This is a genomic window from Ornithinibacillus scapharcae TW25 (assembly GCF_000190475.1).
Classification (GTDB): domain Bacteria; phylum Bacillota; class Bacilli; order Bacillales; family Amphibacillaceae; genus Ornithinibacillus; species Ornithinibacillus scapharcae.
Window position 1 is genome coordinate 71,694 of record NZ_AEWH01000042.1, and the last position, 24,600, is coordinate 96,293.

Sequence of the window (24,600 nt, forward strand, 5' to 3'; positions counted from 1 at the left end):
AGAGTTATGATTTAAGAAGCCAACTCAAAAGAACAGACTCTATTTTGATAATGCAATTTTAATATGAGCTAAGTGATGTTCTTCATGCCAAGCTAATTTTGCAAGCTTTGTTGCAACCGTTATTTCTCCATTTGTCTGGTGAATAAAGGATCGACCTAGTTGCTTTTCTGTTAAACTACTACCTAATGATACGATTCGCTCGTTTATACCTTCCAACATCTTGATAGAACTTTCGACAGAAAGCTTAGTGTCCGGCTGAATAGCCCATTTTTCCTCATCAAAAGCTGGTACTGTTGGGCTATCATCCGTTAACGCCAGTTTCAGGCGTTGGTACATATTCAACTGGGAGTCCGCAATATGATGAACAAGCTGACGAACATTCCAACTTCCATCACGATACGTTTTATTTAACTCACCATGATCTAGTTGGTCAACCGTTTTTCTTAAACGGTCTGTGTATGATTCTATTTCTTTTAACCATTCATGAATATTTTCTAATGTAACCTTCTCAGGTACTTGTAATTTGCCAATCGGGAATCTTACATCCATTTCCATTCCTCCTATATCCTTAAACGGATTCTTCCATTCCATCAAAGCTGCATAGTTCACAGACTCCTCATCCTCTAAGTAATCGGGAACGACACCGATAGGCGTTCTTCCAGCACGTAACATAAAGGAAATGACAGGGTCATGAATACTTCCCTCTACTACTCTTTGTAAATACTGCTCCGCAGACATAACACTAGCATGCTTATGATACCCTGGCATCCTGCCGCCACCTAACAGGCGTTCTAGGTTCTTATGTATCACTACACCATACATGGACTGCATCAATAACTTTCCTAAAGCTAACCCACGAAATGAAGGTCTTATACACACATCCACGATATACAGTGTATTACCATTTGGGTTATGGTTGCGAATATAGCCATTATCGGTTATTTCCTCCCAAGTATGGGAGGTATGGTTTGGGTCAAAGTCTACTACTAAACCTGTCATAGATCCTGCAAGTGTTCCGTTTATTTCCACGCAAAGTGCACCTTCCGGGAAAAGCGTCACATGGTTTTCTAATTGTTCTTGATTCCACCAAAGCTCCGATGGAAAGGGAGGCGGAAAACTTTCCGCCTGAATTTGAATTAATCCTTCAAAATCCTTCGACTCATAATTTCGTACTATTGCTTTAACATAACCTTCTCCATTTTTGAGGTAGACTTGTTTTTGATAAAGCAATCGCCTCATTCCCTTCTTATTTGCTAAGGTCGGGATATAAATCTAAGCGTCTATCATTCCAGGTTGTAACCGAACCTTCTTCTCTCACTTTATATAAAAGCGATAAATCTAAATCAGCGGTGATTAGCATATCATGATTAAATTCGCCTTCCATCAAAATACCGTTCTTCGGAAATGGAATATCATTTGGCGTGATAATTGCTGCCTGACCATAATTTGCTCGCATGAAATCTACATTACGCAGTGCACCAACTGTACCCGTGGTCACCACGTATACCTGATTTTCAATTGTTCTGGCATGACAGGTATAGCGAACTCGGTTAAAACCATGTAGATCATCGGTGCAAGATGGAGCAAAAATAACATCCGCCCCCATTCCCCTTACCATACGAACAATTTCAGGAAACTCCATATCATAACAAGTAAGCAATGCGATTTTACCTTTTTCCGTTTCAAAGATTTGAATAGATTCACCTGGTGTGATATTCCAATCCTTTTTTTCAGTTGGTGTCATGTGTAGCTTTGCTTGTTCTGCTACACGGCCATCTGGATAAAATAGATGTGCTGTATTATACAATTTATCGCCTTTTTGTACGACATGGGTTCCACCGATAAGATGCATACCTGTTTCCTTCGCTAGACTTCTAAATAATTCTATATATTGTTTAGTGTATTTTGGTAGCTCATCTACACGGCTTACCGTCCCATCAGATATAGAAAGTAATTGGGTTGTAAAGAATTCTGGAAATAGTACAAATTCGGAATCGTATTCTGCTGCTGTTTTAACATTATGTGTCACTTGCTCTGCAAATTCACTAAAAGAGTTTATTTTTTCTAAATGGTATTGAACTGCTGATACACGTAGTTTCATGATAGGTTGCTCCTTCAATAATTTATATCTGTACTATATTTCATTGCCTCCAACAATTCAACCATTACTATTTCCGATAAATGAAAAGGTATCTTCCTTAGCACCAAGGAAGATACCACTTCATGTCTATCGCTCTAGAGCACTGCGGAGAGATTTAGCTACCATATAAGGATCTTCAGCCTTATTAATGACTGATACGACTGCCACCCCTGTTACATCTAGTGTAAGCACTGCATCTATATTTTCATTCGTAATTCCACCAATCGCAATTACTGGTAAGGATACTTTTTCAATAATACTCTCTAACTTCCCCGGAGCCAGTACCTTCGCATTCTTCTTGGACTGCGTTGGAAAGACTGCACCTACTCCAATATAATCTGCACCACCATGCTCTGCGGCTAATGCTTGTTCTACAGTAGAAGTAGATACACCTACTATCATAGAAGGTGGTACTAGACGCCTTACCTCGGATAGTGGTAGGTCGGACTGCCCGATATGGACCCCATCCGCATCAGTGGCTAAAGCAACATCCACACGATCATTAATTATAAGAGGAATCTCATAGCGTCTCGTTAGTTCCCTAAGTTTTACTGCTTTACCAAAGAACTCTTCCCCTGAACTTTCCTTATCTCGTAGTTGAACCATGGTCACACCACCCTTTATTGCTTCTTCGACTACTGCTAGTAGCCTTTCAATGGGCAAAGTTCCCTCTGTAACCAAATATAATGTATAGTCTCTTTTCATCTTATGCGTACTCCCTTCTCCCAACTCTCACCATTCATTAGTGAAATTTCATCCATTAATTTCATTCTAAAAGTGCCTAACCCCTCATACTCAGCTAAGTTCTTTCCTGCGAGCTCTCCTGCTAGACTCATGACCGACATCCCAGCAATGGAAGCCTCGAATAAATATTCTGTCACCCCTGCAAAGCAAGCAATTAATGATGCCGTCATACATCCAGTACCCGTAATTTTGGTAAGATTTATATCACCATTCCCGATTCTAACAATGTCCGCACCATTAGAAATCACATCTTCCTCACCACTTATGACCGTAATGACACCCAGTTCTTTTGATGTCGTCCTAGCTAATTCTTCTTTTGAAATGGAAATCTCACCTGCATCTACACCACGAGTTTTCGACTCGCCACCTATAAGAGCAAATACTTCAGAAGCATTCCCACGGACTATGGATACTTTGACTTGCCCGATAAAATCTTTTGCTCTTGCTGTACGGAATGGAGTAGCACCGACACCTACAGGATCAAAAATGACAGGAATTCCTTTTCGATTAGCAGATTGACCCGCTAATATCATCGCCTGGTACATCGCATCATCAATGGTTCCGAAGTTGATTACTAAAGCATCTGCAAGCTGTGTCATATCCCCAACCTCTTCGACACTTGTGGCCATTACTGGTGACCCACCGATAGCTAGTGTCACATTCGCACAATCATTAATCGTTACGTTGTTTGTGATATGATGGACCAATGGTTGCATCTCTATTACCTTCGAAAATAAGAGCTTTATATTTTCCTGTAATTTCATACGCTATTTCAACTCCATTTCTGATTGGAAATATCCTGCTTTTTCATATAAAGCATAAAAATGATTGGTTGGTCCATGCCCATTTCCTAGGGATAAGCTATGTTGAATCGCAATTGTAATAAATTGCTTCGCTCTTTGCACAGCATCAAGCAAACTGTAACCCTTAGCCAAATTCGCCGCAATTGCGGATGACAATGTACAACCAGTTCCATGTGTATTATTCGTGTAAATACGCTCACCCTTTATCCAGTGCATTGTTTTACCATCATAAAACAAGTCGTTAGGTTCACCCTCAAGATGACCACCTTTAAGAAGTACGGACTTAGCACCGAGGTTTAACACTTGCTCACTTGCTTCAACCATATCCTCTTCTGTTCGAATATCAATTCCTGTAAGCACTTCAGCTTCCGGAATATTTGGCGTGACAATGGTTGCTAAAGGTAACATCGTTTTCTTCAAGGAATCAATAGCCTCAGGTCGCAGTAAATGGTGACCACCCTTGGATACCATTACCGGATCAAGCACAATATAAGGAGGCTGATATTTCCTTAATGCTTGCCCAACTACTTCTACTGTATATGGTGATGAAAGCATACCAATTTTTACGGCATCTACTGGAATATCATCAAACACTGCCTCTATTTGATCCTTGATAATCGGTAATTCCATATCCTGAACAGAACGAACTTCCATCGTATTCTGTGCCGTTACCGCTGTGATAACAGACATTCCAAATACACCGTTGGCAGCAAAAGATTTAAGGTCTGCCTGAATGCCAGCACCTCCCCCTGAGTCAGAGCCTGCAATTGTAAGTGCTGTTTTCATAGATTGATCCCTCCTAAAGCGCTACTTCTTACCATTACCTTCATTAGACCATATCCCATCAACGCTCCCGTTAATGAGCTGATGGTGAATGCAGGTATTAGCCCAAAGATTGTTGCTTCTTGACCAAGAATAAGCACCGCGATTGGATATGTAGCCATCGCTCCTAATATTCCTGTACCAATTACTTCTCCTATGCCTGCTAATGCTAGTTTTTTAGTCTTAGCATAAAGAACTGCAGCCAACAAAGCCCCTATCATACTTCCTGGATAGGCGAACAATCCCCCGGTGCCCATCATATTTCGTAATGTTGATGTTATAAACGCCTGCAGGACAGCATACCATGGCCCAAGCAATACTGCAGATAGCACATTAGCAAAGTGTTGAATCGGAAATATCTTTGCAAACCCGATTGGAATATAAATGAGGCTACTAGAGACAGTCGTTATTGCAGCGATGACAGCTGTCATCGTCATCTTCCTTGTATTCATCCTTTATCTCTCCCGTCCGTTTACGTTAGCACCTCTTATATTGGCCACTCTTGCTTGTAATAGTTCATATCCCAGAATAAGTATTCATATTTAGAAGTCATCTGAAAATGCTCTTCTAGCACAGCTAGTTCACGCTCTGGTTTTCCTTCTGCAAGTTCATTCATCAAGTTAATGAGCCATTTCGCCCCTTCACCAAAAGTCTCTGAATCATAGGTTTCTATCCATTTCGCATATGGATTGGATGCTAACGTATCCTTGTATTGCTTCTTTAGTAATCTGCCAATCTCCCAGTAATCCCATGCACATGGCAATAAGCACGCGACTACCTCTGCTAAACTACCATTTTGTGCCACATTCAACATATATCTCGTGTACGCGATATTGACAGGTGTCGGTTTTGTTTCTTCTAATTCTTCACGACTAATACCAAATTCTGCCGCAAATTTACGGTGAAGATCCATTTCTATATGCAATGTTTCATGTAATATTTGGGCGAACTTCCCCATCTCTTCTAATTCCCTTGCTTTTATCACGCCCGCAGCAAACAATTTCGCATAATCAATTAAATACACATAATCCTGTTTCATATAATAAACAAACTTGTCACGGTCTAACGTCCCTTTACCAATGCCTTGTACAAAAGGATGATTATGGTTTTTCTCCCATATCGGTTGAACATTCTCATATAACCGGTCTGTAAATTTTTTCGTTGCGATGTTCTCCATTTTTATTCCTCCCAAATCCATCGTATTTTCTTGAAAATTTTTTCGTTGCGTGGGTTAAATTTTTCACAGAATGAGCAACAAAAAAGCCACTCTCCGAGGTGGAAAGTGGCGTAACGAGTTTATTTATAGAATTACTCCCATTCGCCTACTTCCCTCCGCTAGTATTAACTAGATCAGGTTCTAAGGGTTCTTCTCAGCTTTACAGCGCCCCTAGTAGATTAACGATTACTATTCAGTTCGTAATATAAGTTGGAAATCCTATCTGCCTTATAGCAGAAAAGCCCCCACTTAGACAGCGTCAGAGTGGGGGCTGTAATATGAGTACTCATACAACCAATTAACCACTTCCCTCCGCTAGTTTTACCTAGTTCAGGTTCAAAGGGTTTAGAACGAATGTTCAATCTCAGTCTGTGAAGACTCCCCTAGTGCAACGATATATGTTCATCCTTAGCTTAGCATGTGTGGATACGAATGCAAGTAATATCTACTAAATTGAGTAAAAGGCCCTAGTTAATGGTATGGAGATTTTGCTTCCTTTGGTAGCCACCTATAAGCAACGTGATTAGGACGATACCGACTAACAATAATATCTCAAGGGAAGTGCCTGAGATAAAACTTTGTTGTATAAAGTCCTCTTTGATAATCATTTCTCCTGCGGTCCAAGCTAACAATGCGGAGCCAAAGTAGATTACAATTGGAAATCTCTCCATAAGCCTAACAATTAAGTGGCTTGCAAATAACATTATCGGAATGCCTAAGATAATCCCTACCAATACAATTAGCATATTCCCATCTGAAACAGCGACGATTCCTAACACATTATCCAAGCTCATTAACAAGTCAGCAAAAATGATGATGACAATCGCTTCTCTCAAGGTGTTTCCTACTTTCACTTCACTTTCATCCTCTTCGCTAACAAGAAGTTTATACGCAACAAATAGTAACAGCACACCACCTATGAAATGAATGAATGGTAGCTTCATAAGGAACATGATGATAGCAGTAAATAATATTCGAAACACAACTGCTGCCAAAGTCCCCCAGACGATAGCCTTTCTTTTTAAATCCTCTCGCAAATTGCGGCTAGCCATGGCAATCACGACGGCATTATCACCACTCAAAACGATATTAATTAATAATATTTTTATCAAAGGCTCGATGAACTCCAAAAAAGACCCTCACTCCCTCTCTTGCTTGTCCTATGAATAGTTTATTTTTATGTGAGAGGTTGTGTTAACATTACATTTTTTATCTAGACCTCTATATCAAAATCAAAAAATGAGAACCTCACCCTTGATTGCTAAATCATGTTAGGGTGAGGTTCTTTCCTTAAAACAGTGCACGAGAGGGAAACTCATACTTCTATTATTCTTCCTTTAGCCTGTCACAGTATCTCAAAAAGCATAACACTCAATTTCTTATCCAGTATTCAGAACCATCCTTACTACGATTCATGAATCCATATTCAATTAAATATCTTCTAATTGTTGCAAAGTCACTGTATATTGCTTTCAAAATTTCATTTACTTCCTTCTCGGAATATTTTCTATCCGCTTCAAATCGTTTCATTATATTTTGTAGAACAATCAATTTCCGTTTTTCCTTACTTGGAAAAATATCTAACTTACCATCAGTACCTTCTTTGAAATAAGTTGATAAAATCTTTTCCTTTTCTTCCTCAGTTGTTGCATACCGTTCATCCACCATTTTTGCCCCCTTATGAAAACTAACAAAATTATGTTCCAGTTTTTCCTCTGATTTCTCACGTAATAGATTCATTATCGTCAGAAACACCTTAGCTTGTTTTTCTTTTTCTTTCAGTTTAAATCGGTGATTTCTAACAGTAGACGGACTACCCATATTTAACTCTTTTACAATTTCTTTGTCATTTAACCCTTTTTAAAGTAAAGAAGTAATTCCCTTTGGTGTTCGGACAACCCAGTGTATTTTTTGTCCATCTTAAGCAAATAATCAAATACGGAAACATGATCTTCTTGAATGTGCAGCGATATAGCCTTTCTAGCTTCACATAAAACCCCGTTCGATGGATATATAACCCCATCTAAAAACCTCTCGCCACATAGAAGACAAACATATTTTTCATCCATTAAGACATAACCATTTTCAAGCTCTTCAATCGATGCATTCCAAAACAACTCCCCATCACCAATCACGTAAACATAACCTCTATTCGTTTGTTATTTTATAAACATTATATATTTTTGTTTACATATAATCAATTATTAACCAGAAAACCCAATATGAAAGCTTTGACTAAAAATACCGTTAAGTTAATGGTAAATAGGCGAATGTTTTTATCCCATATTTCTTGTCAGCGCATATCCTAGTTAAAAAGCGGAGGAATGCGAATGTTTTATTATCAGTATTATTTTCCACAGGTTGTCCCTGTTCATTATCACGGCCAGCCATTATTTATGGATATCCGTCAACAAACAAGTGTTCAGGAGATACTTCAAATCATTCGAACACAACATAATAATTTATATACACAGTTAGAAAACGCCGGAATGAATCGGCAAATTGCTGAGTATGTCTTTTTCTTTGTTGTGAATTATACCGTGAATCAAGCAAACACGAATCAAACAGCCAACCAAATTTATAACCAATTCCAAAGACAGGTACCATGGTTTAACCTATTGTTTAGACAATTCAACGTGCCCCAGAATGTCGCAGATCGCGTTCTTGTTCGAGTCATTCAAATTACCTTAGACGCATTAAAAGGTGAGGAACAGCCACCTAGCCAAGGTTGGTCTAATTGGGAAGACTTAGGGGGAGTACTAACCTCAGCTCCTACTGTTGCCTCTTGGCAGCCGAATCGATTAGATGTGTTCGTTCGGGGAACAGATAATGCTCTTTATCACAAATGGTGGGACGGACGTAGATGGAATGATTGGGAAAATCTCGGTGGTGTTCTAACCAGCGCACCAGGTGCCGTATCATGGGGGCCGAATCGTATTGATGTCTTTGTACGCGGTACGGATAATGCACTCTATCATAAATGGTGGGACGGGGCACGTTGGAATGACTGGGAAAGTCTAGGAGGAACCTTAACTAGTGGCCCTGCCGTGTCATCACGTCGTTCTAATCAACTTGATGTATTTGTCCGTGGAACTGGTAATCGTCTATATAAGAGAACATGGAATGGTTCACGTTGGGAAGAGTGGGAGGACCTCGGTGGAAATCTAGACTCTGAACCTGCTGCTGTTTCATGGGGTCCAAATCGTATTGATGTGTTTGCTAGAGGACAAAACCGCAATTTAATTCATAAATGGTGGAACGGTAACAGATGGAGTGATTGGGAAAGCCTTGGAGGAACCTTAACTAGTGCTCCGACAGTTTCATCCAGAAGAAACAATCAATTGGATGTATTTGTTCGTGGAACTGGTAATAGACTATATAAGAGGACATGGAATGGCACTCGTTGGGAAGGATGGGAGAACCTCGGTGGATCGTTGACCTCAGCACCTGCTGCCGTTTCATGGGGACCGAATCGAATCGATGTATTTGCTAGAGGAGATAATCAATCCCTAATTCATTCTTACTTCGGTAGATAAAACAACACTACAGCTGTCTTCTACCCAAGACAAACAAGAAAAGGGTGCTTTTGCACCCTAGTATTTTTTCCCACAGAATGATAAAATATTTACTTTCAATCTAATAGAGGACGAGGTCTACATATGCGAAAAAAAAGTATTTCTAGCTTATCTAATTCAAAAAACAATATACAATTAAAACGTACATTAGGAGCATTCGATTTAGTCATGCTAGGCGTTGGAGCCATCATTGGAACAGGAATATTTATACTTCCAGGAACTGTTGCAGCACTACATGCTGGACCCGCGATTGTCTATTCCTTTATTATTGCGGCCATTGTCTGCTCGTTTGCAGCCATGTGCTACTCTGAATTTGCTTCATCTGTGCCAGTAACAGGAAGCGCCTATACATATAGCTACATTGTTTTTGGTGAGGTTGTTGCATGGATAGTAGCTTGGGCACTTGTCCTGGAATATGGACTAGCCGCAGCTTCTGTAGCCACTGGATGGTCTGCTTATTTTGTATCATTACTAGAGGGATTCCAGATATTTATCCCAGTAGCACTAACTGGCCCTTATAATCCAGATGAAGGTACTTTCATTAATTTGCCAGCAATGATTATCGTACTTGCTTTGGCGCTGTTATTAACATTCGGATTACAAGAATCGAATCGATTGAATAAAATTATGGTTTTTATCAAGGTATCTGTCATTTTACTATTTCTCATCGTAGGAGTATTTTATGTTACACCAGATAACTGGCAACCATTTATGCCTTTTGGCTGGGATGGTGTATTTACTGGGGCTGCATTAGTGTTCTTTGCCTTTCTAGGATTTGACGCTGTTTCCTCCGCTGCAGAGGAAGTGAAAAATCCTCAACGGAATATGCCTATCGGAATTATTGGTTCCTTACTAGTATGTACCGCGTTGTATGTAGCGGTTTCCCTTGTATTAACCGGTATGGTTTCCTACAAACATTTAAATGTTAGTGACCCAGTGAGCTTTGCGATGGAGCTGGTTAACCAGAATTGGATTGCGGGATTTATATCGCTTGGGGCGATTGCAGGTATGATTACGGTAATTCTTGTACTATTATATGGGGGAACTCGATTGCTATTTGCTCTAGGTCGTGACCAGTTATTACCTGGGTTCATGAGTCATGTTAGCAAGAATAGAAATACACCTGTAATAAGCACATGGATATTCTCTATTTTGATTGCAATCTGTGCAGGGTTACTTCCATTATCACAACTAGCCGAAATGGCCAATATGGGAACATTACTCGCCTTTACTATCGTTTCCATTGGGGTTATATTTTTGCGAAAAGATAAAAGTGCACCTCAAAGTGGGTTCCGTGTGCCATTATTTCCGGTTATCCCAATCGTATCGTTTATATTATGTATATTTTTAATCACAAAGCTATCAGTAGATACGTTATTAGCATCAGGTGTATGGTTCTTCATAGGACTAGTTATTTACTTTAGCTATGGCAGAAGCAGAAGCCATATGAATAAAAGGTAAGTAAAAGTTAATAGCCCCGAACAAATTCACGATATCGAATTAGTTCGGGGCTATTTTTCCGCTCATTTCTAAACCTATCATAGGTCAACTAAAGCACCGCTTTGATCTGTCTTGTATAGAAATAACGCACAATAAAGTAATAAATAATTTGGATTGCTAGAAAAACACCTAATACTATAGCAGATACATCAGCTAGGTTATGATAGAAAAGATTCGAAAGTGCCGTTAGCGCAACCGCTCCATGCACGATTGCCACAATTATCGGTGTAAAGAATAACAGAGCAATCTGTCTACTTAACACCTTACTTAATTCCTTCTCAGTAAGACCCATTTTCATAATTGCTTTAAATTTTTGTTTATCTTCATCCAAGTCTGTATAAAGGCGGAAGTATAGGAAACTTCCTGCTGAAACAAAGAAAACAATCCCTATAAATAATCCTACAAATAACACACTAGCAAATTGCTTATTTAAGGAGTAAATTCTATAGTCTAAAACAAATAGTTTATAGACAGGAATTTCCTCATACAATTCTTCAGCGACTTTAATAAGCCCTGACTCTCCACTCATAACATGCCAAGCAGTATAGTAGTCCTTAAATTCCGGTTTAGGGAGTTTGGAGTGATCATGATCCGAAACAACATAATAAGAATCTTGTGCAGGTAAAGCCTTTGAATAGATGACATCATTTGCCTTTAATTTTTCACCAGATGTTAACAACACTTCCTGCTGTAATAATTCATCTGTTTCCCCATAATTACTTCCAGTAAATTCTACAACAACTATCTCACCATCATTAACCTCTATCGGATCCTCACCAATTAATGTTGAAAATCGGTTAAAATCTGATTCATTTGCAATCAAGGATAAATTATCACCATATCTATAATAGTTGAGGATACCATTAGCTTGCTTCGTTTCTATATTAGCTTCTTCTAACTTTTTATTTATTAGCGATTTATTATCCTCTTCATCTTCTTCAGAAGTAAATGTCACTGAATTAGGCTGTGATTTCTTCAGTTCTGATGTTAGTGTTGTTTGAAAACCAAACAGTGTACCAATCGCACTAAATGCAACCGTTGATATGATAGCAACTAAGAAGAACGTTCTAGCATTATCCTTCATTCGAAATGATAAGTCGGATAATAGAATCATGTTAGTTCTACGCCAAAAAATAGACTTATTACTTTTTAAACGCCCGATAACATAAACACTAAGTTGTGTAAATAATAAATAGGTTCCAATCGTAACAACGATAATTACTGGAAGCATCGCCGTTATGACCATTACACCTTCCACTAGTAAAGCAACGACATATCCTGAACCTAACAATAATATAGCTAATATGGTTAAGAAAATATTGGCTTTAGGTTCTCCCTTCGACTTCTTATTACTTTTAATTAACTCAATTAGCTTACGGCTTCGCAGTACATACGAAACAAAAATTGAGATAATGAAAAATAAAATAACAAAGGAAATAAAAGTTATCACGATTGCTTGAACCGGAAAATAGAAATCAAGTCCACCTTCCAATACGAGTACATTTTCTGCCACCAATAAAATAAACTTCGCGAATACTAAACCAAGGAGAATACCACTAATTGTTGCAGCAATTCCTATAATCGTATTCTCTAGAAACACCATCATACGAATCTGTTTCATGGACATCCCTTGGATCATCAGCAACCCAAACTCCCGTTTACGGGACTGAAGAAACGAACTCATGGAATACAAAATAAAGAAGAAAGAAAAGACGTAAATTATCCCGGAAGAGATATTCATCCCTTGTCGAACACTAGAATTCATTCCATCCCCACTCAGTTCTGGATGAAAAGCAAAGATAGAAAAGGTAAAGAAGACCATTACCGTAAATAAGCTACTAAGGTAGTAGGCGGCATATAACCTTTTGTTTCGTGCTACATTCCTAAACGCGAATTGACGAAAGGTCATTTCCATCCCCTCCTAGTAAGGAAAGTGTATCGATAATCTTTTGGAAGAAGGCTTGACGATTATCTCCCCTATGGATTTCTGAATAAAACTTACCATCACGAATGAACACAACTCGTTTACAATAGCTTGCAGCTTGCGGATCATGCGTAACCAGCAACATCGTTGTGCGCTCTTTCTGGTTAATCAACTCCAACATCTCCATGACATCTTTCGAGGACTTAGAGTCCAGATTTCCAGTCGGTTCATCTGCAAGGAGTAGTTTTGGTGTATGAATCATTGCTCGAGCAACGGCAGCGCGTTGTGCTTGACCACCAGATATTTCAAACGTGCGTTTATTCAAAATACTAGCGATACCTAGCTTTTCCGCAATCGCCTTTGCTTTCCTTTTCATTTCTCTAACCTTTTCCCCATCAAGTGTCAAAGGAAGAACCATATTCTCCTCAACTGTTAACGTATGAAGTAGATTAAAGTCCTGGAAAACAAAGCCTAGCTCTCTTCTCCGAAATTTAGCCAGATCGTCTTTCTTTAGCTTATGTGGATTCTTACCATTAATTAAAATTTCCCCGGTAGTTGGTTCATCGATAGTTGCAATCATATTTAGCAAGGTTGTCTTCCCACTACCAGACGGACCCATTATTCCAACAAATTCACCTTCTTCAATCGATAGATTTATATCCGTTAAGGCTCTATATGCAATTTTCCCATCATATATCTTACTTACTTGTTTTACTTCTAACATCACACGATCTCCTTCTTATTATTGACCTGTGATTAGTATACAGCCTTTTACTCTCGGGAAACTATCGATTCTTCTTTCACTTTCCTTACAACGCTGTAAGGTTCTGTGTATCTGAAAAGATAATCCGTACGGTTGTTCCGCTATTGACTTCTGTACCAACTTCTATCTGGTGCCCAAGATAATCAATTATTTCCTTTACTAAATAGAGGCCCATTCCTGTAGACTCTCGATACTTCCGACCATTTTCCCCTGTATAAAATGGATCAAATATACGGCGTTGGTCCGTATCAGGTATACCAATCCCATAATCCGTTACCTCTAGGATAGCCTCTTTTTGTCTATCATATAAGGAAATTAGAACTCGGTTACTGCGACCAGCTGAATATTTTACCGCATTATTTAATAGCTGGGAAAGAATAAAAAACATCCATTTTTCATCTGTTTCAACCGTTATCGCTTCTCTCGATTCTTCTAACTTCGGATAGACTTGGTTTCGAATATAGAATCGTTTATTTTCCTTGTTTACTTCATGGATAATAGATGACAAGTTAACCGGTTTAATATGAAAATCCTGCTCAATCGTTCGTAGTCTTGCCATATAGAGAACAGTATTTAAGCCATTTTTTATACGGTCTGTTTCTTCCCTAATACTAGAAGAGTCTGGCTCATCTAAGCCTTGAGCAGTTAATTCAATAACCGATAGTGGGGTTTTCATTTGATGAACCCACTGATCCATAAACTTTCGATGTTCTTCTTGTTGCTTTTCTTTTTCACTCAGTCGATGTTGATATAATTTATATTGTTCTCGTAGTAGATTATCCAGGGCAACTGCTATTGGAGCTTGATCCGCCACTTGAAAGGTATCATCTAACGAATCGAGTGGACTTTCTAAACGACGGTAAAATTCCCGATGTTTTATCCAGTGATAGAACAAATAACCAACCAGAAAGAATAAAATGATGAAGCCAGCATAAAAAAACAGCTTCAAGTCTCGATAACCATCTAACCAATAAATAAGCAGAAGGAAAATCAGTTGAACAATATGTACGACGAGAAGAAATGCATGTTCTTTTAAGAACAATTTCATACTTCTTCCTCCTTAGGCCAAGTTACGTACAGACGATAACCCACTCCTCTCACTGTTTCAACCCCTTCATGAATACCAATCTCCTGAAGTTTCTTTCTTACCCTGGTTATATTGACATTTAACGTATTTTCATCCACGTAGGATTGGTCATCCCATAATTTTTCTAACAAATCCTCGCGGCCAGCCACTCTTGGATATCGTTCCATTAAGCTTTCCATTATATCGGATTCATTTTTAGACAATGATACGGTTTTAGTACCAAAAGTCAGTTCTAGTCTTTCAGGCAAAAGCTTTAGCCCAGATACCTCCAAGACACGCTCAGCCGCTCTTGTTGCATATTCTCCATATGCTCGTCGTAATTGACTACGTATTTTTGCCATCACTAGTTCAGGGTGGAACGGCTTCGTGATATAATCATCTGCACCATTTTCTAATGCCAACACCTGATCCATCTCACCAATTCGTGCAGATAGAAAAATAACCGGACATACAGATTCCTTTCGTATTTGACGACACCAAAAATACCCATCATAGCTTGGTAGATTGATATCTAACAGAACCAAATGTGGTTGTATTTGATGGAATTCGTCCATTACGCGGTCAAAGTCTATCACATTGGATACAGTGTAACCGTATTTTTCAATATGTGTTTTTAAATGTTCTGCTAGTTTCGGGTCATCTTCTACGATCATAATTTTTTGTTGCATCTCCATACTCCCTCTAACCATAATTTCATAAGCCATTTGTAGTTGTATTGATTTTACTGCTACTAAAGAAAAAAATCTAGAAGAGCATCATTCCGATGTACTTCTAGATTTTCCACTACAGTGGTGATTTAATCCACCTTGCTTCATTGTCATTCATTTAATAAATTTGTATTTGTAGGTATAAGCACTTACAAGTAGGTACGAAGTAAAATAAATTAGGACTCTAATAGATGATTTCTAAGCAATGTTATTTCTTCCTCGGATAATCCTATCCCTTGTGAAAGATATATATCAACATCGCCAAACTTTTTCTCTATCTCATCAAAAAATGCACGAATATAATCAATTCTAGCCTCATATATAGCCTTTACTACCTCTCGATCAATATGACTTGGCAATATATAGCCGATTGCCGTAAAGCCTCTTTCAATCTCCTCTAATAGATTGTTCGTGTATAAATAGTCCTCTTCTATCACCTCACGAGGCACACGTAACAAACTTAATAGTAATGCTGCAACTACGCCAGTTCTATCCTTGCCTGCCATACAATGAAATAACATTGGCTCAGTAGGATTATCAATCAATAGTTGAAATATCCTTCTAAACTCTAAGGTATTTGAAATCATTTCACGATTGAGTGAAAGAAGCATTTCACCAGGTTTACTATTCATTAGTTTTGTCTCAAATTGATTCAAGTCACCTGGTTGTCTTACTACCTCTTCATCCTTTATTAATGGGATATGATTCCATGTTACCCCTTCTAAAATTGGGTCTGGGTGTTTATTCACCTCGTCATTATCACGTAAATCACAAATGTTTTTAATACCCATTTCACGAAGCCTATTCTTATCAGTTTCTGTAATTCTACTAAGATTTCCCGATCGAAAAAGCATCCCGTTCTTCACGCGCTTTCCATCAGTAGTTTCATAGCCACCTAAATCCCTAAAATTAAAACTACCTTCCATTTTCACTTCCCGAGATAGTTGCCTCATTTGTTTTTCCCCCATCCTGCAATCCGTTAATGATTTTAATTATACAGGATTGGCAACATAATTTCCCAAGAATAGTTTAGAATTTTTTATACAAACTATAATTAACAACGGTACTTAAACTTGACTTGGAGAGAATTAACCTATGAAGTTATTATCATTTATTGTATGTTCGCTTACATGCCTATTAGTAGTCCCCATTTTATCCGTTGCCGCTTCTAATCCATATGAGGTGAAACAAGGCGATACACTTCCTGATATTGCAATCAAGTATTCGACTAGTGCCGAAAACTTAATTCAGATAAACGGACTACAAACATCAAACTTATTAGAAGGACAGCTGTTAATAGTTCCTACTAAACATGAAGTTATGCCAGGTGAGAGCATTCAAGATATTGCGACAGAGCATCGTTCGACTGTTGAAAGTATAAAAAAAGACAATCATTTAACTTCTAATTATTTGTACCCTGGTCAAATTCTAGACATTAATCCGAGGAAGCTGAATCGGAAGGGTAACCATATTCTGATGACTTTAGATGAATTTAAAGAATGGCTGTTTAACCATCAATTCTCAAGGGAAATACGTCTTATTCAACAACATCATACATGGCAGCCGTCCTATAAACATTTCCACGGCAATAATCATTTCCAGCTACTTGACAGTATGCGAACCCATCATATGAAAACGATGGGGTGGAGTGATATCGCGCAGAACATTACTATATTTCCAGATGGGAAGATTGCTGTTTCAAGACCTTTTGACGTAGCGCCTGAAGGAACAATCGGACCGACAGCAAATAAACATGGAATAGCCATCGAGAACATTGGTAACTTCGACAAAGGGCATGATGTAATGACAAAAGAACAGAAGGATGCAATTGTTGCTGTTACGGCATTACTCAGTTTAAAGTTTGACTTAACACCTTCTATTGATACGATTACCTACCATCACTGGTGGCATTATAAAACAAAAGAAAGAGTATTAGATGATGCAAAAGACTATGAAGTAAAATCCTGTCCGGGAACAGCCTTTTTCGGTGGTAATTCTACTGCAAATGCCCAAACATATTTTTATCCACTAGTCCAAGAAAAGATGGAAGAATTCAAACGAACATTTTCTAAACAAGAATACAAAGACCCTCTAGCGCAATAGAGGGTCTTTCATTATATTACTCATCATCAATCTCGCCATCACCGATTTCATCTTCTTCCTCGACATCAATCTCTTCAATGTCTTCTCCTTCTTCAGGAAGCTCATCATCACCACACGCTGTTAATGCAAAAGTCGGTATGATTAAAAATAATAGTAACAAGAACTTTTTCATTGTTATTACCTCCTTCTTTGGTAATATTTTTCTCCGACTCATGCTAAATTATTCTTTTCTAGTTGCTATATAAAATAACCCACAAAACAAATATGGAGCCTGAAAACAGGCTCCTTGTACATACATCCTATTATGTTCGATCCCAGAAACGTTGTTTCGCAATAGCGTATATAAATTCCTTTGCAAAGTCAGGGTTATTAGCTGCAAAAACTACTCCTGCTAGATTGTTTTTAGGGGATTTCTTAATATACGCCTGTGCTGTAGAGGCAATACCAATCGGTTTATAATATTTATACGCCGTATTTACCCAATCAAGGATTTCTTGATCGAATTTTTCTTTGTTTTCAACGGTGCCACCTACAATATAAAGCGTATCATAAAGATGGGGATTCTTTGTTAATAATGTCTCATTTGCTTCTAGTTTTGTTCCGTCAGTTCCTGTTATTACGCCTAAACGTTCACCGATAATATCATAAAATACCTTTTGACTATCAAATGCAGCCAAGACACTTTTCACTTCTGATCCATTAAAACCATTTCCTATTATGACGCCAACTTTTTGGGTATAGGCATAGTATGGGGTATTAAACTGACTAATAGCTGGAGATTTGGATGTTACCGGTACATGCGTACCTTTAGGTCTTTCAACCCCTAAGTTATCTGCCAGCTTACATGCAAGTTCTTGATCCACTTTCACCCACATATCAACATTCTGTTTCCTCACTGATTTATTTTTAGCATATTGCAAGTGGTATGTTAATGTCTCAAGAAGGTCTTGCTTTTCCACTGCGGATAAACTGTTCCAGAAAAATCTAGCCTGTGAGAAGAAATCGGTAAAGGACTCACTTGGTACCTCTCTTGTCACACGCCCTTCTACTTTGCCCGGGTAATTAACAAACCCACCTTCCTCTAAGGAAGATACTTCTGGTGTGTTTTCAGCCTGGGAATTATTCTTATAATGGACCGAGTCTACATCAATCCGATATCGCATAAAACTATCCCGCATATTATAATTTTTTTCTACAATCGGTCTGTTAACTGGCAAATCTTCGAAGTTAGCAGAGTGATGTCGATATAGTTCTGTATCACGATAAGCAAATGAACGACCTTGTAGGACCGGGTCATTGGTAAAGTCAATCCCAGGAACTAAGGAAGCGGGGTCAAACGCCGATTGCTCTGCCTCTGCAAAAAAGTTATCGATTAATCGATTTAGTGTCATCTTCCCGATACGTTGCACTGGTATTAGTTCCTCTGGCCATAACTTGGTATCATCTAAAATATCGAAATTGTACTTAAATTCATCTTCTTCCTCGATTAGCTGTACACCTAACTCGTATTCAGGATAAGCACCTTTCTCGATGGCTTCTATTATATCCCTTCTATGAAAGTCTGGGTCAACACCGCCAATAATATTAGCTTCATCAAGCAATAGAGAATGTACACCTAGCTTTGGTTCCCATTTAAAGCGGACAAAGGTGGACTTACCTTGAGCATTAACAAAACGAAATGTATTAATCGGCCAACCTGCCATCATTCGCCAGCTTCTTGGACGACCTCTCATCGACATCAGCCACATCACCATATGTGCCGATTCTTGGTTATTTGCTACATAATCCCAGAAATTATCATGTGCAGTGGTTGCTTGTGGAATATGAACTTTGGGGTTAGGTTTTGCCGCATGCGTTAATTCTTGGAATTTCATCGCATCAGCAAGTATGAACACTGGAAATTGGAGTGATAAAGAATCATAGTTTCCTTCTTTAGTATAAAATTTTACCGCAAAACCACGAATATCTACCGCGGTATCCTTTGACCCTTTATTTCCTTGGAAGTTAGAAAACCGAACCAATACTGGCGTTTTTCTACCTGCAGCACCTAAAAAATGGGCCTTTGTAAGATGCTTTAATGATTGATAGGCTTCAAATTGACCGTAGACGGTAAAACCTCTAGCATGAACAACCTTTTCCGGTATTCGCTCTCGATTAAAATGAGATTGTTTTCGGTAAAAATGAAAATCTTGAAACAATGCTGGACCACGTTTACCAGCTCGTAATGTTGTCTCATCATTTGATACCTTAACACTATTATCATCCGTTAGTTTCTTACCAGGACCAGTATTTTGGGCGCGAAATTTTTCGAGTTGCGCATCCTTCTCATCCATTGGTCCTTGGTTTCGATCTTTATCTTTATCTTTATCCACAAGTCACCCTCCTAGATGTTGACTATTATGTGCCCAAATACATCGTATGAGAGTTTTTTAGAAAATATTACTAATAGTTAAGACAGGAGGGATAATGTAAACTTGGAAAATATGGTTTCTAATAATGAGGCCATCAAACGTGAAAATGTCTACCCTTGCTCCATCACTTTAGAGGAAAGGTAGTCATCAATTTTTCTATCTAGTTCTTGAATTAAGGAGAGTTCTTTCTTTTTATCAATACGTTGGTAGTGATGTTGGTCTCCTGGTTGTTTATCACTTTCATCTGCCAGGTGAACAACCTTTTGTAACGGTGAAAAGTGAAATTTTCCTTCTGGAAGTACGGAATCGGTGTGAAGTAGTATTGCATGAGCAATCTCTTTTGCGGCATGTTTATCCTCACCCAGACGAACTAAAAGTTTATGGGCACGCTCCGCCCCTTTAATTGGATGTATATCATAATCACGATACCGCTGATAATCCCATTCACCATCACTGTACCATTCATAATGTCCAATATCATGTAAAAAACCCGCCTTTGCAGCTACATCGGGGTTCACACCGTACTCTTTAGCAAGATCAAAAGCATGGTAGGCTACAGCAATCGCATGCGCCATTCCAGACCGTCTTACATATTTCTGAGTAATACGATGATTGTATATATTAGCTAGTGTAACCTTTCTCATGGATGTTCTACCTCCCGAATTGCAGTTAAATTATCGATATATTACCACTTATTCTATAACAAATCAACGGATTTCTTTTAACCTTTTCAACATCTAGCTATTTAACTGTTGAGCGACCAACTTAAAGTCATCTAATAGTAAGGGATAGAGATTGGGGCGCCTTCTCGTAGCAAGTGGATGATAGCTACAAGTAACGGAAAACCCATTTACTTGATACCAATCACCCCGAAGATGCTTTACATCTAGACTTTCATTTCCAAAAAATGATTGAACGGCTACATTACCTAAACAAATAATATATTCGGGTTTCTGATCTTTTAGCTGTTCGAATAGATGTTGGATACATATTCTTCGAGTTTTCTCTTTTTCATATTTTCGAACTGGACGTCGTTTTAATATATAAGTAACTAGTAGTTGTTCTTTTTTTATGCCGGCTTCAAACGCTGCCCTTTGTAGCGCCTGTCTAGTCCCACAGACTATCGGATTTCCTTCTTTATCCTCCCGTCCACCTGGATTATCAAGCACTACCATAATAGGTGCATTGGAAGTCCCCTCTCCCCAAACCATACGCGTCCCTTGTTCATACAATCCGCATTCTTTACAATTTAAATATTGGTTTGGAGTTGGTAGCTCTGGCCATAATTCCGGACAAAATTCTCTCACAGTCATCACACTCCTTCATATAGAGTGTCCAATTTAGTGAAAATCAAGCAAGTGTTTTCTTAATGTTGTCCATTAGAAAGATGATGCAATTACTCATCTTTAATACTGGATTGTTCGTTTTCCAATATTGAGTTTCATCAAATAAAAAAGCCACATCCCTGTGACTTTTCCCAACCGTTTATTTTGTTAAATCTATTTTTTTACTAACAAAATAGATGACGATCCCACCTATAGTCATGGACAACAATTCACCAATACCAACCGTTAGCCATGTATAAAAAAATGGAAAATCAAGTAGAATGGCCAGTTGGCCTGCTACTGTGAACATCGATAATGCAAAAATAACCGCGGTAAATACCAATCTAAGAATCTCGTTTTCTATCTTCCTAGTTACAGCGCGGCAGAGGATTAATACCAAAAATGTTGCAATTCCACCAATCGGCACATCCAAGAACCATGTTGGTGACAGGAAGTTAGCAAAAACAACTCCTAGTGTAACTGCAAGTACATACCGTTTGTGATAGAGAGCTAAATAGTTAAACATCTCCGATAATCTCAGTTGGATTGCTCCAAAGCTAATCACAGCTAACACCACGGTTACAACCACATATAATGCAGCTACAATCGAAACCTTAGCTATTTCTACAGTAGACTTCCTAGGTAGTTCTTTTGCCATTGATTTATTCATATGTACGTCTCCTTTATAAAATAGCCATGAGCTATTTTAGTAATAACTACGGCCAAAGGATGACCAAGTGCCGTAGTGCAGGCCTGAACCTGCTAGGTAAATATACCATATTATTTGATTACTTCATAGTCCAACCACCATCAATCGGAATAGCAGCTCCATGAATATAGCTAGCAGCTTCACTCGCTAGATAAAGGCTAAGGTTAGCAACTTCATCAGGCTGAGCCCATCTTCCAGCAGGTGTCTCTTCTGCCACCCATTTTGCCATCTTCCCATCTCCTTCAAAATCAGCTTGATTCATCGGAGTATGGATTGCACCTGGTGCAATAGCATTCGCTCGGATTCCTTGACGGCAATAATCATAATCTAGTTGTTTTGTGTACCCGATGATAGCATGTTTGGATGCCGTATAAGCTGCACCTCCACCACCTGCAACAAGTCCAGCGATTGATGCCATGTTGATAATCACACCAGAACTTCTCTGAAGCATGTGAGGCAAAATAGTATTGGTTACGAAATAGGTACCCTTCACATTGGTATTCATTATCCTATCCCATAATGCCTCGCTCGTATCTAATGTCTTTGCATAATCATCCAAAACACCCGCTGTATTCAGTAATATATCCACCATATCGAATTCTGCGATAGCAGCTGCAACAGCATGTTCTACTGCAACTTTATCTGCAACACTTCCAACAGCAAATTGAAACGTTTGGGGAAATCGTTCTACCAGCTCCGAAAGTCCGTGCTCATTTATATCAAACCCAAAAACAAATGACCCATTCTCTAAAAAGGCGGTAGCTTGAGCTTTCCCTATTCCCGATGCTGCACCTGTAATAAAGACTGTTTTCCCTTTATATTCCTTGAAAAGTATCTTACTCAACTATTTCCCAATCCTTTGCTAATATATCGCATACTGTTGGTGTAAACATCGTATAGCCTTCTCCTTCAACATTAATGAGAAAATAAGGGTTTAATGTTTCTCCATCCATTATCCCTTCACCAACCATCTTCACATATAATTCTGCACCACCCCAACCTTTGCGGATGATCTTTTTTCCTGCTTTCAATTGCGGTAAAATCGCTTCAAATGTCATTCTTTGAAACTCCTCTCGATTAAATAGTATTTATACAGAGATAATATATTAGTAAGGGTGGATTCGCAAAGTTAATCTTGATTAGCTTATAGAGCATAAGAAAGATGAACTATTTTTTCAAAAAAACAGTGTAGCCCATTGATTATTCTAAAGTATACGTTATAATAATTAGTAATTAACAAATTACAAATTACTAATTAACGTTTTAAGAGGTGAAATGATGGCAGATTATCCAAGCGAACAAGAAGCAGTGAACAACTATGACTCAAGTCAATACATTACACCTGATGGTTACACAAGTGATATCGCAGTATTCACCATCACAGCAGAAGAATACATTAAGAACCCAAAAGTCTCCACTAGTAAAGAATTAAAAATTATGCTCATAAAACGAGCAGCGGTGGATGCAGCAGGAAGACCAAATATAGAAGGTGGAAAATGGGCATTACCCGGCGGATTTATTGATGGCAGAACGAAAGAAACCGCACTGGAGGCTGCAGCACGTGAATTAGAGGAAGAAACAGGAATTAGTGGAATTTTTCTTAAGCACTTTGGTGTTTATGATGAATTTGGCAGGGACAAAAGGGGCTGGATTATTGCGAATGCACATTATGCAATAGTTCCAGAGCAAGCATTAAGCAAACGGAAAGCAGCTGATGACGCAGTTGAGGTTCAGTTATTTTCCATTGATGAAGTATTTTCACTAAATCTCGCCTTTGATCACAGAAAAATCATTAAGGATGCTATATCCTTTATTGAGAGAGATCTAATTGAAACGAAGGTTGCTAAAAACTTTCTTCCAGAAGAATTTACCTTATCTGAACTTCAAAGCGTTTTATTGACTGTATCCAACAACCCGAGAATTACTACAAAATCGGTATTCTTTGCAAAAGTCCCTAAGTTAGCCTTTATTGAAAAAGTATATGACGAGGATGGAAACCCTAAAAAGACCGAACGCAATTCTTACCGTCCATCACAGCTTTACCGCTTCAATGATGTAGAAGTAATTAAATCGATTTATGAATAAATGATTGCTTAGTAATTTGTGATTTTCCACAACCAGTATACTGGAGATGATTCTTGGATTCACTTTATCATGAAAAATGTATGGAGAGGTGTTTGAAATGACTAAGAGAGTTTTATTAAATGTGGATTATACGAATGATTTTATTGCAGAGAATGGCGCGTTAACTTGTGGAAAACCTGGCCAAGATATAGAAAAATACATCGTAAACGTAACGAAACAATTTATCGAAAACAATGATGAGGTTATCTTTGCCATTGATATGCATGTTGAAAATGACCCCTACCATCCCGAAACAAAGCTTTATCCACCTCACAATATTAAGGGAACAAAAGGAAGAGAACTATACGGGGAATTAAATAATGTTTGGGAAGTGCATCAAGATAAACCAAATGTCCACTGGATGGATAAGACGAGATACTCAGCATTTGTGGGGACTAATTTAGATGTGATCTTACGTGAGCGTAACATTAAAGAAGTACACATTGTTGGGTGTTGTACGGACATTTGTGTACTCCACACGGCAGTTGATGCTTACGGAAAAGGTTATGATATTGTCATTCACGAAAAAGGTGTGGCTAGTTTTAACCAAATCGGCCATGAATGGGCACTTGAGCATTTTGCTAATTGCCTTAACGCCAAAATCGTGAAATGAATGGGGAAACAGGGATTAGGAAGAATAATAGAAC

At 38.5% G+C, this 24,600-nt stretch carries 25 protein-coding genes, 2 pseudogenes and 2 riboswitches; of the genes and pseudogenes, 5 read left to right on the forward strand and 22 right to left on the reverse strand.

The annotated features are described in order from the left end of the window. Positions 1 to 39 precede the first annotated feature (39 nt). The 10 genes and pseudogenes from G5W_RS23285 to G5W_RS22170 all read right to left on the reverse strand — a co-directional run bounded on the left by G5W_RS23285 (position 40) and on the right by G5W_RS22170 (position 7,860). The gene (locus G5W_RS23285) at positions 40 to 591 is read right to left on the reverse strand and encodes a YfiT family bacillithiol transferase (RefSeq protein WP_337445663.1); all 552 of its coding nucleotides are present in this window, start codon (positions 589 to 591) and stop codon (positions 40 to 42) included. Continuing rightward, positions 568 to 1,239: pseudogene (locus G5W_RS20935) on the reverse strand (GNAT family N-acetyltransferase); the annotation flags it as partial. The pseudogene G5W_RS20935 and the gene G5W_RS23285, both read right to left, overlap by 24 nt. Positions 1,240 to 1,246: 7 nt before the next feature. Beyond that, positions 1,247 to 2,101, reverse strand: a complete 855-nt coding sequence (locus tag G5W_RS0110745) for a carbon-nitrogen hydrolase family protein (protein ID WP_010096579.1) — start codon at positions 2,099 to 2,101, stop codon at positions 1,247 to 1,249. 126 nt (positions 2,102 to 2,227) lie between these two features. Then, complete coding sequence (thiE, locus tag G5W_RS0110750; protein ID WP_010096581.1) at positions 2,228 to 2,845, reverse strand: thiamine phosphate synthase; 618 nt, start codon at positions 2,843 to 2,845, stop codon at positions 2,228 to 2,230. Continuing rightward, entirely contained in the window at positions 2,842 to 3,648 is an 807-nt protein-coding gene (gene thiM, locus G5W_RS0110755) for a hydroxyethylthiazole kinase (RefSeq protein WP_010096583.1), read from the reverse strand. Before thiM ends, thiE begins: the two co-directional genes overlap by 4 nt. Before the next feature lie 3 nt (positions 3,649 to 3,651). Next, entirely contained in the window at positions 3,652 to 4,473 is an 822-nt protein-coding gene (gene thiD / locus G5W_RS0110760; RefSeq protein ID WP_010096585.1) for a bifunctional hydroxymethylpyrimidine kinase/phosphomethylpyrimidine kinase, read from the reverse strand. After that, the gene (gene thiW / locus G5W_RS0110765) at positions 4,470 to 4,961 is read right to left on the reverse strand and encodes an energy coupling factor transporter S component ThiW (protein ID WP_010096586.1); all 492 of its coding nucleotides are present in this window, start codon (positions 4,959 to 4,961) and stop codon (positions 4,470 to 4,472) included. Before thiW ends, thiD begins: the two co-directional genes overlap by 4 nt. A 35-nt stretch (positions 4,962 to 4,996) precedes the next feature. Continuing rightward, a complete protein-coding gene (gene tenA / locus G5W_RS0110770; protein ID WP_010096587.1) occupies positions 4,997 to 5,686 on the reverse strand; it encodes a thiaminase II in 690 nt (229 codons plus the stop codon). A gap of 133 nt (positions 5,687 to 5,819) precedes the next feature. Next, positions 5,820 to 5,908: riboswitch (TPP riboswitch) on the reverse strand. Between the two features lie 107 nt (positions 5,909 to 6,015). After that, positions 6,016 to 6,120, reverse strand: a riboswitch (TPP riboswitch). A 72-nt stretch (positions 6,121 to 6,192) separates the two neighbouring features. Then, positions 6,193 to 6,855 (reverse strand): TerC family protein, encoded by a 663-nt coding sequence (locus G5W_RS0110775; protein WP_010096589.1) that lies wholly within the window; start codon positions 6,853 to 6,855, stop codon positions 6,193 to 6,195. A gap of 241 nt (positions 6,856 to 7,096) precedes the next feature. Then, positions 7,097 to 7,860 (reverse strand): annotated as a pseudogene (locus tag G5W_RS22170) (DUF2087 domain-containing protein). Positions 7,861 to 8,055: 195 nt separating this feature from the next. Here G5W_RS22170 and G5W_RS0110785 point away from each other — a divergent pair. Both G5W_RS0110785 and G5W_RS0110790 read left to right on the forward strand, forming a co-directional pair. Next, positions 8,056 to 9,261: a PLL family lectin gene (locus tag G5W_RS0110785; RefSeq protein WP_010096594.1), complete on the forward strand. Its 1,206-nt coding sequence runs from the start codon at positions 8,056 to 8,058 to the stop codon at positions 9,259 to 9,261. Between the two features lie 123 nt (positions 9,262 to 9,384). After that, positions 9,385 to 10,761, forward strand: coding sequence for a branched-chain amino acid transporter BcaP (locus G5W_RS0110790; RefSeq protein ID WP_010096596.1), 1,377 nt, complete (start codon positions 9,385 to 9,387; stop codon positions 10,759 to 10,761). A gap of 88 nt (positions 10,762 to 10,849) precedes the next feature. On the opposite strand, the gene G5W_RS0110795 is transcribed toward G5W_RS0110790, so the two are convergent. The 5 genes from G5W_RS0110795 to G5W_RS20945 form a co-directional block, all read right to left on the reverse strand. Next, positions 10,850 to 12,709 (reverse strand): ABC transporter permease, encoded by a 1,860-nt coding sequence (locus G5W_RS0110795; protein ID WP_010096599.1) that lies wholly within the window; start codon positions 12,707 to 12,709, stop codon positions 10,850 to 10,852. Further along, entirely contained in the window at positions 12,684 to 13,448 is a 765-nt protein-coding gene (locus tag G5W_RS0110800) for an ABC transporter ATP-binding protein (protein ID WP_010096601.1), read from the reverse strand. The genes G5W_RS0110795 and G5W_RS0110800 overlap by 26 nt, the downstream gene beginning before the upstream one ends. 85 nt (positions 13,449 to 13,533) lie before the next feature. Further along, on the reverse strand, positions 13,534 to 14,535 hold the full coding sequence (locus G5W_RS0110805) for a sensor histidine kinase (RefSeq protein WP_010096603.1): 1,002 nt from the start codon (positions 14,533 to 14,535) through the stop codon (positions 13,534 to 13,536). Next, positions 14,532 to 15,242 carry a response regulator transcription factor gene (locus G5W_RS0110810; RefSeq protein WP_010096605.1) on the reverse strand — a complete coding sequence of 237 codons (711 nt, stop codon included), beginning with the start codon at positions 15,240 to 15,242 and terminating at the stop codon, positions 14,532 to 14,534. Before G5W_RS0110810 ends, G5W_RS0110805 begins: the two co-directional genes overlap by 4 nt. Positions 15,243 to 15,457: 215 nt before the next feature. Next, positions 15,458 to 16,234, reverse strand: coding sequence for a tyrosine-protein phosphatase (locus G5W_RS20945; protein ID WP_010096607.1), 777 nt, complete (start codon positions 16,232 to 16,234; stop codon positions 15,458 to 15,460). A gap of 142 nt (positions 16,235 to 16,376) precedes the next feature. Between G5W_RS20945 and G5W_RS20950 the strand changes: the two genes are divergently transcribed. Continuing rightward, positions 16,377 to 17,384: a LysM peptidoglycan-binding domain-containing protein gene (locus tag G5W_RS20950; RefSeq protein ID WP_010096609.1), complete on the forward strand. Its 1,008-nt coding sequence runs from the start codon at positions 16,377 to 16,379 to the stop codon at positions 17,382 to 17,384. 16 nt (positions 17,385 to 17,400) lie between these two features. Here G5W_RS20950 and G5W_RS23960 read toward each other — a convergent pair whose 3' ends face one another. From G5W_RS23960 to G5W_RS0110855, 7 genes are all read right to left on the reverse strand, one after another. Next, positions 17,401 to 17,556 carry a hypothetical protein gene (locus G5W_RS23960; RefSeq protein WP_010096611.1) on the reverse strand — a complete coding sequence of 52 codons (156 nt, stop codon included), beginning with the start codon at positions 17,554 to 17,556 and terminating at the stop codon, positions 17,401 to 17,403. Between the two features lie 130 nt (positions 17,557 to 17,686). Beyond that, entirely contained in the window at positions 17,687 to 19,717 is a 2,031-nt protein-coding gene (locus tag G5W_RS0110830) for a catalase (protein ID WP_050801669.1), read from the reverse strand. A gap of 188 nt (positions 19,718 to 19,905) precedes the next feature. Continuing rightward, on the reverse strand, positions 19,906 to 20,439 hold the full coding sequence (locus tag G5W_RS0110835) for an HD domain-containing protein (RefSeq protein WP_010096613.1): 534 nt from the start codon (positions 20,437 to 20,439) through the stop codon (positions 19,906 to 19,908). A gap of 93 nt (positions 20,440 to 20,532) precedes the next feature. Beyond that, entirely contained in the window at positions 20,533 to 21,108 is a 576-nt protein-coding gene (locus tag G5W_RS0110840) for a uracil-DNA glycosylase (protein WP_033445655.1), read from the reverse strand. Positions 21,109 to 21,280: 172 nt separating this feature from the next. After that, positions 21,281 to 21,790: a QueT transporter family protein gene (locus tag G5W_RS0110845; RefSeq protein ID WP_010096615.1), complete on the reverse strand. Its 510-nt coding sequence runs from the start codon at positions 21,788 to 21,790 to the stop codon at positions 21,281 to 21,283. Between the two features lie 118 nt (positions 21,791 to 21,908). Continuing rightward, positions 21,909 to 22,664: a 3-oxoacyl-ACP reductase gene (locus G5W_RS0110850; protein ID WP_029191093.1), complete on the reverse strand. Its 756-nt coding sequence runs from the start codon at positions 22,662 to 22,664 to the stop codon at positions 21,909 to 21,911. 1 nt (position 22,665) lies between these two features. Next, positions 22,666 to 22,887 carry a DUF2829 domain-containing protein gene (locus G5W_RS0110855; protein ID WP_010096617.1) on the reverse strand — a complete coding sequence of 74 codons (222 nt, stop codon included), beginning with the start codon at positions 22,885 to 22,887 and terminating at the stop codon, positions 22,666 to 22,668. Between the two features lie 220 nt (positions 22,888 to 23,107). On the opposite strand from G5W_RS0110855, the gene G5W_RS0110860 reads away from it, so the two are divergent. Together G5W_RS0110860 and G5W_RS0110865 are read left to right on the forward strand one after the other, a co-directional pair. Beyond that, positions 23,108 to 23,914 (forward strand): NUDIX domain-containing protein, encoded by an 807-nt coding sequence (locus G5W_RS0110860; RefSeq protein WP_010096618.1) that lies wholly within the window; start codon positions 23,108 to 23,110, stop codon positions 23,912 to 23,914. 97 nt (positions 23,915 to 24,011) lie between these two features. After that, a complete protein-coding gene (locus G5W_RS0110865) occupies positions 24,012 to 24,566 on the forward strand; it encodes a cysteine hydrolase family protein (protein ID WP_010096620.1) in 555 nt (184 codons plus the stop codon). Positions 24,567 to 24,600 lie beyond the last annotated feature (34 nt).

Excerpts from the sequence above, each read along its gene's own strand:
- G5W_RS23285 (WP_337445663.1), bottom strand. The coding sequence starts at position 591 with ATGGAATGGAAGAATCCGTTTAAGGATATAGGAGGAATGGAAATGGAT.
- G5W_RS0110745 (WP_010096579.1), bottom strand. The coding sequence starts at position 2,101 with ATGAAACTACGTGTATCAGCAGTTCAATACCATTTAGAAAAAATAAAC.
- thiE (WP_010096581.1), bottom strand. The coding sequence starts at position 2,845 with ATGAAAAGAGACTATACATTATATTTGGTTACAGAGGGAACTTTGCCC.
- thiM (WP_010096583.1), bottom strand. The coding sequence starts at position 3,648 with ATGAAATTACAGGAAAATATAAAGCTCTTATTTTCGAAGGTAATAGAG.
- thiD (WP_010096585.1), bottom strand. The coding sequence starts at position 4,473 with ATGAAAACAGCACTTACAATTGCAGGCTCTGACTCAGGGGGAGGTGCT.
- thiW (WP_010096586.1), bottom strand. The coding sequence starts at position 4,961 with ATGAATACAAGGAAGATGACGATGACAGCTGTCATCGCTGCAATAACG.
- tenA (WP_010096587.1), bottom strand. The coding sequence starts at position 5,686 with ATGGAGAACATCGCAACGAAAAAATTTACAGACCGGTTATATGAGAAT.
- G5W_RS0110785 (WP_010096594.1), top strand. The coding sequence starts at position 8,056 with ATGTTTTATTATCAGTATTATTTTCCACAGGTTGTCCCTGTTCATTAT.
- G5W_RS0110790 (WP_010096596.1), top strand. The coding sequence starts at position 9,385 with ATGCGAAAAAAAAGTATTTCTAGCTTATCTAATTCAAAAAACAATATA.
- G5W_RS0110795 (WP_010096599.1), bottom strand. The coding sequence starts at position 12,709 with ATGACCTTTCGTCAATTCGCGTTTAGGAATGTAGCACGAAACAAAAGG.
- G5W_RS0110800 (WP_010096601.1), bottom strand. The coding sequence starts at position 13,448 with ATGTTAGAAGTAAAACAAGTAAGTAAGATATATGATGGGAAAATTGCA.
- G5W_RS0110805 (WP_010096603.1), bottom strand. The coding sequence starts at position 14,535 with ATGAAATTGTTCTTAAAAGAACATGCATTTCTTCTCGTCGTACATATT.
- G5W_RS0110810 (WP_010096605.1), bottom strand. The coding sequence starts at position 15,242 with ATGCAACAAAAAATTATGATCGTAGAAGATGACCCGAAACTAGCAGAA.
- G5W_RS20945 (WP_010096607.1), bottom strand. The coding sequence starts at position 16,234 with ATGAGGCAACTATCTCGGGAAGTGAAAATGGAAGGTAGTTTTAATTTT.
- G5W_RS20950 (WP_010096609.1), top strand. The coding sequence starts at position 16,377 with ATGAAGTTATTATCATTTATTGTATGTTCGCTTACATGCCTATTAGTA.
- G5W_RS23960 (WP_010096611.1), bottom strand. The coding sequence starts at position 17,556 with ATGAAAAAGTTCTTGTTACTATTATTTTTAATCATACCGACTTTTGCA.
- G5W_RS0110830 (WP_050801669.1), bottom strand. The coding sequence starts at position 19,717 with ATGGATGAGAAGGATGCGCAACTCGAAAAATTTCGCGCCCAAAATACT.
- G5W_RS0110835 (WP_010096613.1), bottom strand. The coding sequence starts at position 20,439 with ATGAGAAAGGTTACACTAGCTAATATATACAATCATCGTATTACTCAG.
- G5W_RS0110840 (WP_033445655.1), bottom strand. The coding sequence starts at position 21,108 with ATGACTGTGAGAGAATTTTGTCCGGAATTATGGCCAGAGCTACCAACT.
- G5W_RS0110845 (WP_010096615.1), bottom strand. The coding sequence starts at position 21,790 with ATGAATAAATCAATGGCAAAAGAACTACCTAGGAAGTCTACTGTAGAA.
- G5W_RS0110855 (WP_010096617.1), bottom strand. The coding sequence starts at position 22,887 with ATGACATTTGAAGCGATTTTACCGCAATTGAAAGCAGGAAAAAAGATC.
- G5W_RS0110860 (WP_010096618.1), top strand. The coding sequence starts at position 23,108 with ATGGCAGATTATCCAAGCGAACAAGAAGCAGTGAACAACTATGACTCA.
- G5W_RS0110865 (WP_010096620.1), top strand. The coding sequence starts at position 24,012 with ATGACTAAGAGAGTTTTATTAAATGTGGATTATACGAATGATTTTATT.